Origin of the sequence: Streptomyces cyaneochromogenes (genome assembly GCF_003963535.1) — a bacterium.
Taxonomy (GTDB): domain Bacteria; phylum Actinomycetota; class Actinomycetes; order Streptomycetales; family Streptomycetaceae; genus Streptomyces; species Streptomyces shaanxiensis.
In genome coordinates, this window is the sequence record NZ_CP034539.1 from 5297246 (window position 1) to 5312753 (window position 15508).

The 15508-nt window shown below is 72.2% G+C and carries 13 protein-coding genes; 8 read left to right on the plus strand and 5 right to left on the minus strand.

Annotated features, from left to right (window positions below; genetic code table 11):
* The first annotated feature begins 111 nt into the window (after nt 1–111).
* On the plus strand, nt 112–612 hold the full coding sequence (locus tag EJ357_RS24060; protein WP_126393632.1) for an RNA polymerase sigma factor: 501 nt from the start codon (nt 112–114) through the stop codon (nt 610–612).
* A 93-nt stretch (nt 613–705) separates the two neighbouring features.
* Here EJ357_RS24060 and EJ357_RS48410 read toward each other — a convergent pair whose 3' ends face one another.
* Both EJ357_RS48410 and EJ357_RS48415 read right to left on the minus strand, forming a co-directional pair.
* A complete protein-coding gene (locus tag EJ357_RS48410) occupies nt 706–1185 on the minus strand; it encodes a hypothetical protein (RefSeq protein WP_175647491.1) in 480 nt (159 codons plus the stop codon).
* An 89-nt stretch (nt 1186–1274) separates the two neighbouring features.
* Nucleotides 1275–2003 carry a DUF6461 domain-containing protein gene (locus EJ357_RS48415; RefSeq protein ID WP_175647492.1) on the minus strand — a complete coding sequence of 243 codons (729 nt, stop codon included), beginning with the start codon at nt 2001–2003 and terminating at the stop codon, nt 1275–1277.
* Between the two features lie 305 nt (nt 2004–2308).
* Here EJ357_RS48415 and EJ357_RS24075 point away from each other — a divergent pair, with 305 nt between their 5' ends.
* Together EJ357_RS24075 and EJ357_RS24080 are read left to right on the plus strand one after the other, a co-directional pair.
* The gene (locus EJ357_RS24075; RefSeq protein ID WP_126393633.1) at nt 2309–3103 is read left to right on the plus strand and encodes a serine/threonine protein kinase; all 795 of its coding nucleotides are present in this window, start codon (nt 2309–2311) and stop codon (nt 3101–3103) included.
* On the plus strand, nt 3100–4821 hold the full coding sequence (locus tag EJ357_RS24080) for a serine/threonine-protein kinase (RefSeq protein ID WP_228473150.1): 1722 nt from the start codon (nt 3100–3102) through the stop codon (nt 4819–4821). Before EJ357_RS24075 ends, EJ357_RS24080 begins: the two co-directional genes overlap by 4 nt.
* Nucleotides 4822–4881: 60 nt before the next feature.
* Here EJ357_RS24080 and EJ357_RS24085 read toward each other — a convergent pair whose 3' ends face one another.
* The 3 genes from EJ357_RS24085 to EJ357_RS49490 form a co-directional block, all read right to left on the minus strand.
* Nucleotides 4882–6060, minus strand: a complete 1179-nt coding sequence (locus EJ357_RS24085; protein ID WP_126393634.1) for a hypothetical protein — start codon at nt 6058–6060, stop codon at nt 4882–4884.
* On the minus strand, nt 6057–6428 hold the full coding sequence (locus EJ357_RS24090) for a hypothetical protein (protein WP_126393635.1): 372 nt from the start codon (nt 6426–6428) through the stop codon (nt 6057–6059). Before EJ357_RS24090 ends, EJ357_RS24085 begins: the two co-directional genes overlap by 4 nt.
* A 279-nt stretch (nt 6429–6707) precedes the next feature.
* Nucleotides 6708–7157, minus strand: coding sequence for a hypothetical protein (locus tag EJ357_RS49490; RefSeq protein ID WP_228473151.1), 450 nt, complete (start codon nt 7155–7157; stop codon nt 6708–6710).
* A gap of 312 nt (nt 7158–7469) precedes the next feature.
* Between EJ357_RS49490 and EJ357_RS24105 the strand changes: the two genes are divergently transcribed.
* The 5 genes from EJ357_RS24105 (at nt 7470) to EJ357_RS24125 (ending at nt 15506) form a co-directional block, all read left to right on the plus strand.
* Nucleotides 7470–8999 (plus strand): hypothetical protein, encoded by a 1530-nt coding sequence (locus tag EJ357_RS24105; protein ID WP_228473152.1) that lies wholly within the window; start codon nt 7470–7472, stop codon nt 8997–8999.
* A gap of 174 nt (nt 9000–9173) precedes the next feature.
* Nucleotides 9174–10427, plus strand: a complete 1254-nt coding sequence (locus EJ357_RS24110; RefSeq protein WP_407698525.1) for an AAA family ATPase — start codon at nt 9174–9176, stop codon at nt 10425–10427.
* Nucleotides 10424–11719, plus strand: coding sequence for a vWA domain-containing protein (locus tag EJ357_RS24115; RefSeq protein WP_175647493.1), 1296 nt, complete (start codon nt 10424–10426; stop codon nt 11717–11719). The genes EJ357_RS24110 and EJ357_RS24115 overlap by 4 nt, the downstream gene beginning before the upstream one ends.
* A 191-nt stretch (nt 11720–11910) precedes the next feature.
* Nucleotides 11911–14139, plus strand: a complete 2229-nt coding sequence (locus EJ357_RS24120) for an MMPL family transporter (RefSeq protein WP_175647494.1) — start codon at nt 11911–11913, stop codon at nt 14137–14139.
* A 125-nt stretch (nt 14140–14264) separates the two neighbouring features.
* The gene (locus tag EJ357_RS24125; protein WP_126393639.1) at nt 14265–15506 is read left to right on the plus strand and encodes a sensor histidine kinase; all 1242 of its coding nucleotides are present in this window, start codon (nt 14265–14267) and stop codon (nt 15504–15506) included.
* The last annotated feature ends 2 nt before the right edge of the window (nt 15507–15508 follow it).

A 15508-nucleotide genomic window follows, 5' to 3' on the forward strand; every position in this document is an offset into this window, starting at 1 on the left:
GCCCCGCCGCAGACACGGCACGCACGGATCCCGGGCTTTCGGAACGGCCGCCGACGGCCCGGCATCTTCCCCCAGGAGTGCGGTGCCAGTTCCTCACGACCATGGAGAGCGTTGAAACGGTCCCGAGACAAGGCAGCGTCCGAGCTGTTCGCCGCCCTGTACCCGCGCCTGGCCGGCTGGTGCCGCCGGCTCGTCGACGACGACGAGACGGCCCACGAGATCGCCTCCGAGGCCTTCACCCGGCTCTGGGCCCGCTGGAGCCGGGTGGAGGAACCGCGCGGCTTCCTCTACGTCACGGCGGCCAACCTGGTCCGGGACCACTGGCGCAAGCTGGAGCGCGAGCGCAAGGCGATGCGCCGGGTCACGGCCGAGGCAGAGGTCAACTCCCGTACGGAACACGCTGATCCGGCGGATCCGTCCGTACGCCTGCTGGTCCAGTCACTCCCGGAACGCCTCCGCACCCCGATCCTCCTCCACTACTACGCTGACATGCCGATCCGGGAGGTGTCCGTGCTGACCGGACGCAAGGAAGGGACCGTCAAGGCCGACCTCCACGCGGCCCGCGAACTGCTCCGCGCCCATCTGAGGAGAAGCCTTGACCACACGCTTTGACGACGACCCGGACGTCCCGGAGCTCTCCCCCGACGACCCCCTCGCGGTGATCCTGCGCCCTCCCTCCGACCGCCTCGCCGCGCCGTCCGGCCACTACGAGGCGATCCGCGCCAGGGCGTCGCGTCGCCGCCTCCTGCGTACGGCGGCGGGGGCCGGCGCGGCGGTCGCGGTCGCGGCCCTCATCGCCCTGCCGCTCCACTTCGCCAGGCCCGACGGCGGCCACACGACCCCGGCGCCTCCGCTGGCACCCCCACCGGCGACCAGCCGCCCCACGCCACCCGAGCCGTCGCCGACCCCGACCCCGTCGGAGTCGCCCACCGAATCGGTCGCGCCGACACCGACGGTGCCTCCGGCTCCGGCGGAGACGGAGGCTCCTTCGGCCTCGGCGAGCGACGGGACGCCCACCGAGCCCAGGGCGTCGGGCGGTTCGGCGGCGACGGCCGAGCCGTCATCGGCGCCGACGACCGCACCGTCGACCGCGCGGACGTCTGTGCCGACGCCTGCACGGGTGGAGACGACGCCTACGCGAGTCCCGTGAATCTGGCGCGAACCGGCGTTGCGGACGTGTCGCACGAGGCGCGGCCTGGGCGGTGCGGGAGCGCACATGGACCAGACGTACTTCCTGTGCGGCGACGTCAACTTCCGCTGAGGCAGGGCCCGAATCAGAGCTGATCCCGTCGAAGCTCCACGTAGGTCCGCTCGCCGCGCGCATCCGTGATGTCGACGGTGACGCTCTCCCACTCCTCGGCGGGCTCTTCCGGCACCTCGCCCACCCGGTACACGGCCTCGGCCAGCAGCTCCTCGGTGACCTGTACGCCCGTGAGGCGCTCGCTCAGCGCGAAGACAGCCGCCTTGCGATCGATATCGGTGTCCTGGTCACCCGAGGGGTCGAGGCCGAGGTCCGTCATCACGGCGTTCAGGTCATCGGGAGTGCTGCCGGTCCTGACCGACGGCCATTCGAAGGTGGTCCGCAACTCGCCGTTCTCGTACCAGTGGAAGAAGTCCATGGGCTTCCCCCCGTTGCTCGAATGCGAGACGGCACGCGTCCCCGCGGAGAGGGACTCCATGAAGCCGGGCCGCGTTCCCAGGTCGCCGCCGACGTCCAGGACGAGGGCCCAGTCCCCTCCCTCGCCCTCAACGGTGAACGCGCCGGCGATGAAGGCCTCGGGCCAGTCGTCGCAGTCCTCCAGCAACTCCTGGTGCCGCTCGATCAGTTCACCGAGCCCCGCACACTCCCCTGGCGGCTCGGTGTCCGCCCCCGCCATCCTGAGCAACTCGTCAGGCGAGACGCCGCGCACGAGCGTCAGGGTGTACCCGATCTCCAGCGCGTACCGGAACAGGGAGGACGGGGAACGTATCCAGCCGTAGTCGGCTGCGGTGGCCGAGGTCATGCGGTGCATAGTGCCAGGGGGCACTGACACGGGTGCGGGCCAGGGCTCGGCACGCATCCCAGGCCCGCACGTAACCGCAGGTCAGAAGGGGAGGGATGGTTCCAGGGCGGAGTAACGGGCGGAAGCGCTTGCGGTGGCCGCTGTGACCGGTGATGCTCTCGGTGTCGCACCGCACCGACCGGGCCCGGACCGACCATCCGCCACCCGCCGGGAGTCGCGACACCTGATCATGTACGCACCACGCCAGGCCGGCGGCGACCGGAACCGCCGCGCGACCCTGGCGACCACATCGGGGGAGAGCCGGCATGGAAACGATCATCGTCCAGCCGCCCGGTCCGCCGCGGCCGGATGCCGTCGGCGCGGGCAAGCCCGAACTGCTGCACATGGGACCGGGGGACGTGGCCGAGTTCGGGCGCGGACTGCCCGGCGGCGGGGGAGTCGCCGTCGTCCTGCCCGACCCCGGGATCTCCCGGCGGGCGGGGCGGCTGGAGGCGGCCGAAGACTACTGGCGGCTGTCGAACTTCAGCCGTGACACCGCGTATGTGGTCGAGAACCTGGAGGGGGCCGGCGAGTACATCACCGTCGCGCCCGGCCGGCTCGGGGCGCCGGTGCCCTTCGAGTTCTCCCGGGTCGTCCTGCCCGCGCTGAGCGGGACCGCCGACTTCAAGGTGTTCGCCCCGCAACACGCCTACCTGGACGAACGGTCCGCGCCCGGTGCCGGGGAGCTGACCGTGCACCCCTACGCGCTCGACGCGACGGCCAAGTACTTCCTGGTGCTGGTGGCCCTGTGCGAGCCACGGCTGCGCGACCCCTCGGACAGCGCGCTGCCGGGCGCGGGGGACATCGCGGAGCGGCTGCGCCCGCTGGAGAGCTGTCGTGGCTTGACCCGCTCCGCCGTGAACTACCACATCGACTACCTGGCCTTCGCGAAGCTGCGCCTGGACGTCGGCGACGAGCCCGGTGCGGACGGCAACGCCCGCACCGGCGCCAAGCGCACCCGGCTGGCCTCCCTCGCCCTGCGCTTCGGCCTGGTCCGCGAGGAGCACCTCGCCCTGCTGCCGTCCCGCAAGCGGCCCGCACCGCAGGGAACCTGCTCGTGACCTCGCCGGGCGCCGAGGAGGGCGCGGAGGAGATCGCGGAGACGGGCGCGGACACGGGCTCGGGGGAGATCACGGAGAAGGGCGCGGAGGAGATCGTAGAGGCGGGTGCGCGGGAGGTCGCAGAGGCGGGTGCGCGGGAGGTCGCAGAGGCGGGTGCGGACGAGCTCGCTTTCACAACGCCGCGGCTGCCCTCGGGTTTCCGTGTCGACGGCTGGCAGCTGGACACGGTCATCGGCTCGGGCGGCTGGGGCACCGTGTACGAGGCGCACGCGGTCGCCGACGGCACGACGGTGGCGGTGAAGGTACTGCCCACCGGTGCCCTGGCACCCAATCAGCGGGCCGCGCTCGGCGAACTGGTCGCGCGCGAGGTGCGGTTCAGCGCCGAGGCGGACCATCCTCACCTCGTACGGACCCACGCCGTGTGCACCGTCGACGCGCCCGACCTGCCCGATCTGCACGGCGCCATCGCGCTCGTCATGGACCGCGCCGAGGCCAGCCTGCGCCAGGTGCTGGACTCCGCCGGTACCGGCAGCCCGGTCCCGGACGCCGTACGGATCCTGCGCGGCGTCGCCGCCGGGCTCGCCCATATGCACGACGCCGGCTGGGTGCACGGCGACCTCAAACCCGCCAACGTCCTGCTCGGCGCGGACGGCGAGGCCCGGCTCGCCGACTTCGGCCTCGCCACCGAACTCGACGGCACCCACGCCCACATGCCGCCCCTCGGCACGCTCGACCACCTGCCGCCCGAGTGGTGGTCCCAGCGCACCGGCGCCGACGGGGCGGTGGTGCGGACGACCGCCGACATCTGGGCCTTCGGCGTCCTCGCCCACCAGGTGCTCACCGGCGGCCTCCACCCGTTCCCCGGCGCCACCGCCCGCGCCCGCTCGCTCGCCGCCCAGGCCTACGCCCGCGGCACCGCACCGCTGCGTCTGGACGCCGGGCTCGACGAGGACTGGCGCCGGATCATCGGGGACTGCCTGGCACCGGACCACCCGGCCCGCCTCCGCCACACCGCCGCGAGCCTCGCGACCCGGATCGGGCAACTGTCCGGCGGCGGGCGTGGCCGGCGCCGACTGCTGCCGGTCGCCGCGGTGGCCCTGGCCGGTGTCGCGGCGGCCGCCGTAGCCGGGTTCGCGCTGCTCGGGGGCGGAGGCGGAGGGGGCGGTGGTGCCGGGGGTACCGGTGGAGCCGGTGGTGACGACGCCGGGCGAGGCGCACCCGCCGTCGTCACCGGCGCGCAAACTCCGGCTGCCGCCGGGGAGATCCCGGAGGATTCCGACGTACCCGAAGCGCTGCGCCCGGTCATCGTGAGCGCCGCCCGGCGCTGCACCGACGAGGAGGTCACCCCAGCGCTGCTCGCCGCCCTGATCAAGGCGGAGAGCGGCTTCGACGCGAACGCCGCCCGCCCGGCGACCGACGAGTACGGCATCGCCATGTGGACACCGTCGGTGTTCCGGGCCTGGGCGGTGGACGGTGACGGCGACGGCGACAAGGACTACCGCTCGCCACCGGACGCGATCGCCACGATGAGCGTGTACGCCTGCTGGCTCGACCAGCGGTTCAAACAGGCCCATCTGCCGACGGAGGACCTCCCCGCGCTGATCGCGGCCGGCTACCGCACGAGCGATCGCACGGTCATCGAGGAGCGCGGCGTCCCCGAACGCGTACGGCCGCACGTGGAGGAGGTGCTTCGCTTCCTCGCCGAGTACGAGGGGTGAGGAAGCGGTCGTCGGCCGCCGGCGTTCATCGCCGGCTCGCGTTCAGCACTCCTTGACGGTTCAGCACTCCTTGACGTCCGGGATCTTGTTGTCGGGCGAGCTGACGTAGATGTTGGAGATCCAGCCGCCGTACTGGGGCAGATAGGCCCACCAGTCATTGGTGTACGGCGGCACTCGGACCTCCTCCCCCCTCGCCTGGCATCCGATCAACACCTCGGCCCCCGCCGGGAGTTGGGTGATCGCTGACTTGCCGGTGGACGGATCCGGACGCACATTCACATGGTCGCTCCACGTGCCGTACCACCACCCCGCCGGCCGTGCGGCCCCAGGAACGTTCAGCGAGCGGGTCAGCCGCCCGATGTCCGTGTACGCCTTCCCGTACGACGTGCCGACCGGGTGCAGCGTGTACACGGCCACGATGTTGCGGTCACCGGCGCCGACGGTTCCCGTGCTGTGCAGCGCGGGACGGGTGAGGTCCACGTCGGCGGCGGCGGCCGGAGCGGGCGCGCTCTCCGTCCCTGTCCCCGATTCCGCCGTGCGCAAGGCGGTTGCCGTACCGCACGTGCCCTCCGGATACGACGATCCCGCCCAGCCCTGCTTCACCGCCCACGGCTTCTCGAACGCCCCGGCGATGCCGAAGTGCTGGTCGAAGCGGTCCGAGGCGCAGCGGGTGGACTGGCGCAGGTTGCCCATGACGAAGTCGCGCACGGGGCCCGGCGCCGAGTCCAGGAGGTAGCGGTAGATCGTCACCGTGTCGCGGGCGGAGAGCGAGGTGTAGCCCCAGTAGCCCTCGTACCCGGCGGGCGGCGGTGCGGTGTCCTGCAGTCCGAGACGGCCGACCATGCGGTTGATGACGGCCGAGCCGCCGAGCGTCGACCAGTAGTGGTTGGCCGCCTGGTCGTTGCTGCTGCGCAGCATCGGCTCCAGCCGGGCCCGGTCGGCGGCGGGCACGCTGTAGTCGGGGCCCCGGTTCCACAGGAAGTCCAGCGCCAGCAGCAGTTTGACGACGGAGGCGGACCGGAAGCGGGCGCTCGCGTTGAGCTGCTCGGTGAAGGTTCCCGTCTGCCGGTCGAAGACGGCGACCCCGGCGGTGACGCCGGCGGGGACCTGGACGGACGCGACGGCGGGGTTGGCGGAGGCAGTGGCCCCGGCGTTGGCGGAGGCACTGGCGGCGGCGGACCCCGCCACGCCGCTGACCAGCAGCAGCGCGGCGGCGGCAGCGAACAGACGACGCCTCACTGGAGGTGCTCCCGCAGGAGGATCGAGTTGATCGGCGTGAGGTCGACGTACCAGCCTTCCTGCGGGGGGATCGTCTCGTGACAGTCCCCGTTGACGGACTTGCACAGCCCGGCGAGGGCGCCGTCGTACTGGTTGTTGAAGATCCAGTGGTTGCCGTACTGGTTGTAGATGGGGTGGAACCCGTAGGAGTAGAAGATGTGGCTCGGGTTCGGGTTGTGGGCGGGAGTCACGTTCTCCGGGTAGATGCAGACGGCGCCGTAGGGGCACCCGTCCCAAGTGCCGCCCTCGGCCTGGGCCTGGCTGGCGCCGGTCAGGACGGCGGCGGTCGTGAGGGCGAGCGCGGCGATGCCGTGGAGAAGTCTGCGCATGGCTTTCGTACCTTTCGTGGTGAGCGGTGAGCGGTGCAGGTCGGCGGGGCCTACCACCAGTCGGAGCACTCGACCCGGCCGTCCGAGATGAGCGAACCGCAGACCCGGAACTGGTACTGGGGGTCGGTGCTGGTGCGCTTGATGGGGACGGCTTGAAGCCTAGGGAGAGGGGCGGTGTTGGCGGTCCTGACGAATGTCAGGGTGCGGGGAGATCGCTGTTGCCGCTGCACTCGGCGAGATCGGCGGTTGTCGGGACAGCGAATCGAACCGCAGGGCGTCCTACGGGGCGTCAATCTGCCAAGCGATCACGCCGGTCGCCCCCTTGGCGCCGGCGACGTTGATGCGGACCAACTCGTCCGCAGTGACCCGCTGCTGAACCACTGACTCATCGCACGGCACCGTGGCCGCCGTACCGGCGTTCGCGGGCACGAACTCCAGCTCCGCGCTGCCGCTGCCGACGCATACCAGCTTGAGCCGGTAAGTCTTCCCCTCGCTCAGCCCGGGTTCGGTGTGGATACCGTCGGTCACGCGTTCCACGCCGGCCTCGACGAGCGTCCCGCTGCTGACGGCGGCAAGCGCCGCCTGGGCCCGCTCGGTGAGCTTCTTCTCCGACGGCTCGGTTGCCGTTCGAGTCGATCTCGGTGCAGGCGACTGCGAAGAATCCCCGGCGTCGTCCCCACCGCTGCCGGACGTCGTGCACGAGGTGAGAAGGAACGCCGACACCAGCACAGCGCATCCGACGAACCGGGCCGCCCGCGGGCTCGAACAGGTCATGACTTCGCGATGTTACGCCCTGCTACTGGCTCTGCGGGTGTCTCTAGGCCCTCGCGGCCTCAACGTGCTGGTCAGCCGTGGTTCGGCAGCAGCAGAGCACGTGGGGGTGGTGGATGTGGGGCTCCCGTGCGGGAGTTTTCCATGGGTCAGCGGTCGCCGGGGGCGGAAAATCTCTGGCTGCTTGCCTCGCGCGGCGTTACGCTCGTCCGCGATGACCACTCACTGTGTTGACAGATTGGGGGTCCCGTCCGCGCAAGGTGAGTGCTGATGGGCACTCCGATCGCGAACGGGGCAGCCGAAACCCGGCTCTTCCAACGTCCCTCGTCGTTTTCCTTCTGGCCGCGCGTGCGTGCCTTCGCCGTGCCGGCCTCCATGATCGAGACCGCTACCGCCCGTCGGGTGGTGGGCGACTGGGCGGGGGCCTGTGCCGCCGCCGGCTTCGATGTCGATCTGAATCTTCGGTCCCTGACTCGTGACTACGGGCGGGACATCGCCGGGCGGGTGCGGGCCGATCTGCGGGCTCTCGCTCCTGACCTGCTGCGTTGGCACATGCCTCGGGTCGCTCCCGACGGGCTGCTGCGTTCCGGGCTGACTCTCACGCTGGCCACGTATGGCCAGGACGGCGAGTACGGCCAGTACGGCCAGTACGGCCATGAGTCGCGGGAGCGTCAGCGGCCGCTGCACCTCGTGGTGCGGACTCCGCCCGCTTGGGCCGATGCCGGTCAGCGGATCAGCCTTGCGCTGTGGGACGGAAGCCGGGGCGGGCGCGAGTCGAGTAGCGCACTTCGGCATCCGCATCCTCGGCCAAATCGGCGGTTCCGGCTCGATCTGCACCGGCATCTGTGGGATGCCCGGCGGGTCGGTGAACTGCGATACCGGTGCGGGGGGTTCGACGGGGCCGAAGGGTTCGGCGGGGCCTACGGCGCCCACGGGAATCCGGCCGCGTTGGATCCTGACCTTCCTGAGCGTCTGCCCTACTGGCGCCGCTGTGCCGTTGACCGGTGGGCGGACGAGGCGCGGGTGCTGCTGCGTGCCGAGGGGCTGTCCGGTGGGGCTGTGCTGGTGCGGTTGGGGGGACGGCATCGGCTGGTTCTGGAGCTGGGTGAGGGTGAGGGTGAGACGGAGGGTGCGGACGGTCCCGGTGGATCGTTCTCGCTGCGGATCGCCGCGTCCGCCAGGCGTTCCTCCTCCGTTCCGGCCGTCCTTCCCGACGCCGCCACCTGGGTGCTTCCCGACCTGGAGTTGCTCCGCGCGGGGCTCATCGACGCCGATGGGCTGCATCCGTTGGTCGCCCGCGCCCTCGTGCCGGACTGTTCACCTTCGGCGCGGCGGCCGTTCCCGGGCGCCGATCCGGCGGGGCAGCCGCGTCTCGTCGAGTGCCGGGGGGCACGGCATCGGATCGGGCTCGTCGACGGCGTACTGGCTCCGTTGGACCATGATCCGGAAGAGGTCCGGCGGGAGGAACTGCTGGCCGCGCTGACCGGTACGCCGCTGCCGTGCCTGCGGGCCATCGACGAGGCGCACCGTCGGCCGGACTGTCTGCCCGACGTGCGCGAGCGCCTCGACCACGGCGACATCGCCGGGGCGCTGGCCGTCGTCGAGGGGCTGCTGGGGCCCGACGCGGTGTTGCGTGACGGGCCGTTGCGGGACGAGTTGGAGGCGGCCGCGCGGCAGCGGATCACGTACGGGCTGTTCAGGGCCGGGTTGGTCGGGCCGGGGCCGGGGCGGGTTCGTTACGACGAGTGGATCGGCCGGCCCGGGAGTACCGGGCGCAGCATCCGCGCAACGCGAATCTGACTGAGGCGCGCCATGTGCCGGCCTCGGCCCACCGGCACCACAGGGCCTTCTTCTGACCCGCCCATGTGACCCGCCCATGTGACCCGCCCAGGTGACTCTGCCAGGCGACTTCTCACTGACCTCGCTGATCCGGGGACCGCGTCCCCCTAAACCCAAAGGTGATCCCACATGCCCATGAGCACCCAGAACCACCACCACGCCCCCGCCCCCACCCCCACCCAACTCGACATCGCCGCCGACCTGTTGACCCTCCTCACCGACACCACCACCGAACCCCGCCCGGACACCCAACTGGAGGCGCTCACCCTGGCCGTCGCCGCCGATCTGCCCGTCCTCCTCTGGGGTGAGCCGGGAATCGGCAAGACCGCTGCTCTCACCCAGCTCGCCGCCGCCCTGGATCTCCCTCTGACCACCGTGATCGCAAGCGTTCATGAGCCGTCCGACTTCTCGGGGCTGCCCGTCGTCGGGGACGACCCCGCGGAGCAGGGGGTTCCGATGGCCCCGCCGGACTGGGCCGTGCGGCTGGTGAGGGCCGGGCGAGGGCTGTTGTTCCTGGACGAGTTGTCCACCGCGCCGCCGGCCGTGCAGGCCGCGCTGCTGCGGCTGGTGCTGGAGCGGCGGGTCGGGGCGTTGCGGCTGCCGCCGGGTGTGCGGATCGTGGCCGCCGCCAACCCCCGGTCCTCGGCGGCCGACGGCTGGGAGCTGAGCGCGCCGCTCGCCAACCGGTTCGTGCATCTGCAGTGGGCCCACGACCACGAGGTCGTCGTACGAGGACTCGGCGGGACCTGGCCACGGGCCACCCTGCCGCGGCTCGATCCGGAGAAGCTGGCCGAGGCCGTGGACTTCGCACGGCGTGCGGTGTGCGGGCTGCTGGCCGGGCGTCCGGGGCTCGTGCACCGGCTGCCCAACAGTGAGACGCGCCGGGGCGGACCGTGGCCCTCTCCGCGGAGCTGGGAGATGACGCAGCGGCTGATCGCCTTCGCGACCGCCGCCGGTTCGTCGCGGGACGTGCTCTCCTTGCTGGTCAGGGGCACCGTGGGGGACGGGCCGGGGCTTGAGCTGCTGGCGAGCGTGGATCGCATGGATCTGCCGGATCCCGAGCTGCTGCTCGCCGATCCGGCGGGTGCCGTGCTCCCCGAGCGGGGGGATCTGCGGCAGGCCGTGCTCGACGGGGTGGTGGAGGCCGTGCGGGGGCGTATGGAGAAGGCGCGTTGGGATGCGGCCTGGGCACTTCTTGTACGGGCATTGGAGACCGGGGCGCCGGACCTCGTCGTCGTACCCGCGTCCACCCTCGCCTCCCTGCGTCGGGAGGACTGGGACGTTCCCGCGTCGATCGAGCGGCTCGCCGGGGTCGTGTCGCTGTCCCGGAGGGCGGATCAGGTGGCGGGCCGGACGGCGGCCGCCGGCGCGCAGGCGGGGCGGCGATGAGCGCGGGTGCGCCCGGGGCCCCGGAGGTCTCGCCCCACGCCCTCGACCGTGACGAGCTTCTGGCCGCTCGCCCCCTCGACCGCGACAAACTCTTCACCGCCCGCCTCCACGCCGCCCGCGTCCGCCCCTACCTCGCCACCGCCCTGTTCGCCCTGCACGTCGTCGAGTCCCGGCGCGTGCCGACGATGGCCGTCGACCGGTACTGGCGGTGCTACGTCTCGCCCGCGTTCGTGGACCGTATGCCGGTGGAGGAGCTGGCCGGGGTGTGGGTGCACGAGGTGTCGCATCTGCTGCGGGACCATCACGGGCGCAGTGACCGCGTGGCGCGAGAGCGGGGGCTGACCGGGCCGGGGGAGCGGCTGCGGATGAACATCGCCGCGGACTGCGAGATCAACGACGACGTGTACGGGGAGGGCCTCGCCCGGCCCGAAGGCGCCGTCCGGCCGTCGACCCTGATGCTGCACGACGGCGAGCTGATGGAGGACTACCTGCGGCAGTTCCGGCTGGGGCCGCGCACGCAGGATCTGGCCTGGCTGGACTGCGGCAGCGGGGCCGACGGGCTGGAGCGGGATTGGGACATGGGGGCGGACGGCGCGCACGGTCTCAGCGCGCAGGAACGGGACGCCGTCCGGTTCCGGGTGGCGCAGGGCATCAAGGGGCGGCCGGGCAGCGCTTCGCGGGGGTGGCAGCGGTGGGCGGAGGAGGCCTTCCATCCGCCGCAGCCGTGGCGGGAGTTGCTCGGCGCCGCGGTCCGCTCGGCGGCCTCCGGCGCGGGGGCCGGCGAGGACTACACGTACGGCCGTCCCTCGCGCCGTTCGGCCTCGGTGCCGGGCGCCGTCCTGCCGAGTCTGCGGCGCAGGCCGCCCCGTGTCTGCGTCGTCATCGACACCTCCGGCTCGGTCAGTGACACCGAACTGGGCAGTGCGCTGCTGGAGGTCGCCGCGATCTCCCGTGCCGTGGGCGGGCGGCGCGATCTGGTCAGCGTGGTGCCGTGCGACGCGGCGGCCGGGGGTGTGCACCGGCTGTGCCGTGCCGAGGGCATACCGCTGGTGGGAGGCGGGGGTACGGATCTGCGCGCGGGCTTCGCCAGGGCGCTGCGGACGCGGCCCCGGCCCGATGTCGTCGTCGCTCTGACGGATGGTCAGACGCCGTGGCCGAGTGAGCGACCGCCGTGCCGGACGGTCGTGGGGCTGTTCCCGCGGCAGGGGTCGACCGGCTCGTCGGACGAGGACGATCCCGAATACGTGCCGGACTCGCCGCCCGCGTGGGCTCGTGTGGTCGACATCGGGTAGCCCACCCCTCGGGTAGCCGCCCCTTGGGTAGCCCCCCGTAGCCCTCCCCCGTCGTACCTCTGGCTGACGTATCCACCACCGCGTACTGCGTTCTCAGTACAGCGGATTGTCGGCACCCGCACGACGACACGGCACCCCCGCTCCGGACAGCCTGGGATCACATTCGAGCCCAGATGTGGAGACCCCCTGCCGTGGCTACTTTCCTTTATCGCGTGGGCCGTCTGGCCTTCCGGCGGCGTTGGTACGTCGCCCTGGTCTGGGCGGCCGTGCTGGCCGCCGTCGGGTTGGGTGCCCTCAAGGCTCCGGGAGCCTCCGAGGAGGAGTTCTCCATGCCGGGCATCGAGTCGCAGAAGGCGTTCGACCTGATGGAGGAGCGCTTCCCCGGCGCGACGGCCGACGGTGCCACCGCGCGGGTCGTGTTCGTCGCGCCGGGCGGTGAGAAGGTGACCGCCGCCGAGAACAAGAAGGCCGTCGAGGAGGCCGTGGCCGAGCTGGGCGACGGTTCGCAGGTCGGGTCCGTCGTCGACCCGTTCCAGGCGAAGGCGGTCAGCAAGGACGGTACGACGGCGTACGCGACCGTCACCTACAAGGTGAAGGCGAATGACCTCACCGACGCCAGCAGGACCCACCTGGAGAAGGCGATCGACGACGCCCGGGACACCGGGCTCACCGTCGAGGCCGGCGGGACCGCGATGGACGAGGGCGGCGGACCGGGCGGCGCGGCCGAGGTGATCGGCGTCGCGATCGCCGCCGTCGTCCTCTTGATCACCTTCGGTTCCCTCGCCGCCGCCGGGCTTCCGCTGCTGACCGCGATAGTCGGCGTCGGCGTCAGCATGGCCACGATCCTCGCCCTGGCCGACGCCCTCGGCCTGTCCACCACGACCGGCACCCTCGCGATGATGCTGGGCCTCGCGGTCGGCATCGACTACGCCCTGTTCGTCGTCTCGCGCTATCGCGAGGAGCGCGCCAAGGGCCGTACGCCGCAGGAGGCGGCCGGGACGGCCGTCGGGACCGCCGGGTCGGCCGTGGTCTTCGCCGGGCTCACCGTCGTCATCGCGCTCGCCGGGCTCTCGGTCGTCGGTATTCCGATGCTCACCAAGATGGGGCTGGCCGCGGCGGGCGCTGTCGTCGTCGCCGTGTTCATCGCGCTGACCCTGGTCCCGGCCTTCCTCGGGTTCTGGCCGAACGCCGTGCTGTCGCGCAAGGCCCGCAAGAGCGGCCGTATCGAGGAGGGCGGTGACACCAACGGCGGCACCCGGTGGGCGCGGTTCGTGCTGCGCCGGCCGCTGCCCGTGCTGCTCCTCGGCGTCGTCGGCCTCGGGGCGCTCGCCGTGCCGATGACCCAGCTGCAGCTGGGCATGCCGGGCGACGAGGCCAAGTCGACCTCCACCACCGAGCGGCGGGCCTACGACGCGCTCGCCGACGCCTTCGGGCCGGGCTTCAACGGGCCCCTGACCGTCGTCGTGGACGTCAAGGGGGACGCGGATCCGAAGGGTGCCGTGGCGACGGTCTCCGAGGAGATCGGGGGCACGAAGGGGATCGTGTCCGTGTCCCCCGCCCGCTTCAACGACGCCGGTGACACCGCCGTCTTCTCCGTCGTGCCGTCCACCGCGCCGACGGACGAGAAGACCAAGGAGCTGGTGACCACCATCCGGGGCGAGCGGCCGGGGGTGGAGGCCGAGACCGGGGCGACCTTCGAGGTCACCGGCACCACCGCGATGAACATCGACATCGCCGACAAGGTGCAGTCCGCGCTGGTCCCGTATCTGATCGTGGTGGTCGGGCTGGCGATCGTGCTGCTGCTCGTCGTCTTCCGGTCGCTGCTCGTCCCGCTGAAGGCCGCCCTCGGCTTCCTGCTGTCGGTGCTGGCCTCCCTCGGCGCGGTCGTCGTGGTCTTCCAGCAGGGGCACGGCGCGGAGCTGCTGGGCGTGGAGCAGACCGGGCCGATCATGAGCCTGATGCCGATCTTCCTGGTGGGCATCGTCTTCGGGCTCGCCATGGACTACGAGGTCTTCCTCGTCTCGCGGATGCGGGAGTCGTACGTCCACGGGGAGTCGGCCGGACAGGCCGTCACGTCCGGCTTCCGGCACAGCGCTCGCGTCGTCGTGGCCGCCGCCCTGATCATGATCGCGGTCTTCGCCGGGTTCATCGGGGAGAGCGACTCCATGATCAAGATGATCGGGTTCGGGCTCGCCACCGCCGTACTCCTGGACGCCTTCGTCGTCCGGATGGCGATCGTGCCCGCCGTGCTCGCCCTGCTCGGCGACAAGGCCTGGTGGCTGCCGAAGTGGCTGGACCGGATCCTGCCGCGGGTGGACGTGGAGGGAGAGGCGCTCGGCCGACGGCCGCAGGCGGAGACGGAGACGGAGACGGAGCGGGACCCGGCCGGGACGGCCGACCTGGAAGCGGCGCACACCTGATCGACCGGCCCACCCCCCACCCAGGGGCCGCCCGCGACCCGGTACGAGGTCACGGGCGGCCCCGTCGGCCGTCCGTGACGGAATCGTCCACCATGGCCTCAGCAGCACACCGACCGGAGAGCACCGTGACCACCAGCCAGGAGCGCCGCTACGCGGACCGCCTCGAGGGGTTCGCCGCCCGCCACCCTTTCGTCATCGACCTGGTCGTCGTCGCGGCGCTGATGGGCTCCGCGACCCTCGGCAGCCTGCTCACCCTGCCCGGCGCGGAGCCACCGGACCAGGACCGGACCAGCGCCGTCCTTCTGGGGATCTCCTGCCTCGCCCTGTTGAAGCACCGCACCCACCCGCGCGTCGCCCTCGTCGTGACCGCGGTCTGCACGGTCGCCGTCGTGGCGGTGGGATACCTGGTCACCCCGCTGTTGCTGGCGCCGATCATGGCGGCGCTGTTCTGGCTGTCCAACCACACCGACCGGAAGACCACCCGCGCCTACGGCATCCCCACCGTCGTGGCGCTGATGCTGGCGGCCGCGTTCTCCGACTCCATGGACCACATCTCGCTGCTGCTGCGCACGATCGGCCCGTTCTTCTGGCTGATGCTGCCCCTGGCCGCCGGCAAGATGACGCAGCTGCGGCGCGCCTACCTGAGTTCGATGCGGGCCCGCGCCGAGCACGCCGAGCGCACCCGGGAGGAGGAGGCACGGCTGCGGGTCACCGAGGAGCGCATGCGCATCGCCCGTGAGCTGCACGACGTCGTCGCCCACCATCTGGCCCTGGCCAACGCCCAGGCCGGCACGGCCGCCCATCTGGCGCTCAGCAGTCCGGAGCAGACGCGGAAGATCCTCACCGACCTGACCGGCACCACGTCCTCCGCGCTGCGCGAGCTGAAGGCCACGCTGGGACTGCTGCGGCAGAACGGCGACCCGGACTCCGCGCCGCTGGAGCCGTCACCCGGGCTGACCCGGCTGCCCGAGCTGGTCTCGGCGTGCGCCTCGGCGGGCGTCACCGTCACGGTCACCACGGAGGGCGAGCCGCGGCCGCTGTCCCCCGGCGTGGACCTGACCGCGTTCCGCATCGTGCAGGAGGCACTCACCAACGTCACCAAGCACGCCACCGCCGAGGCCGCCCACGTCCGGCTCGCCTACTCCGGCACCCGCCTGATGATCACGGTCACGAACGACGGGCCCAGGGCAGCCCCCGGGGGAACCGGGGCCGGGCATCCCCAGGGCTTCGGCGTCATGGGCATGCGCGAGCGCGCCCACTCCATCGGCGGCGAACTCAACGCCGGCCCCCGCCCCGAGGGCGGCTTCGAGGTCGCCACCACGCTCCCGCTCCAGCCGCACGCGACCGAGGCGGACGCCGAGCCGTGAGG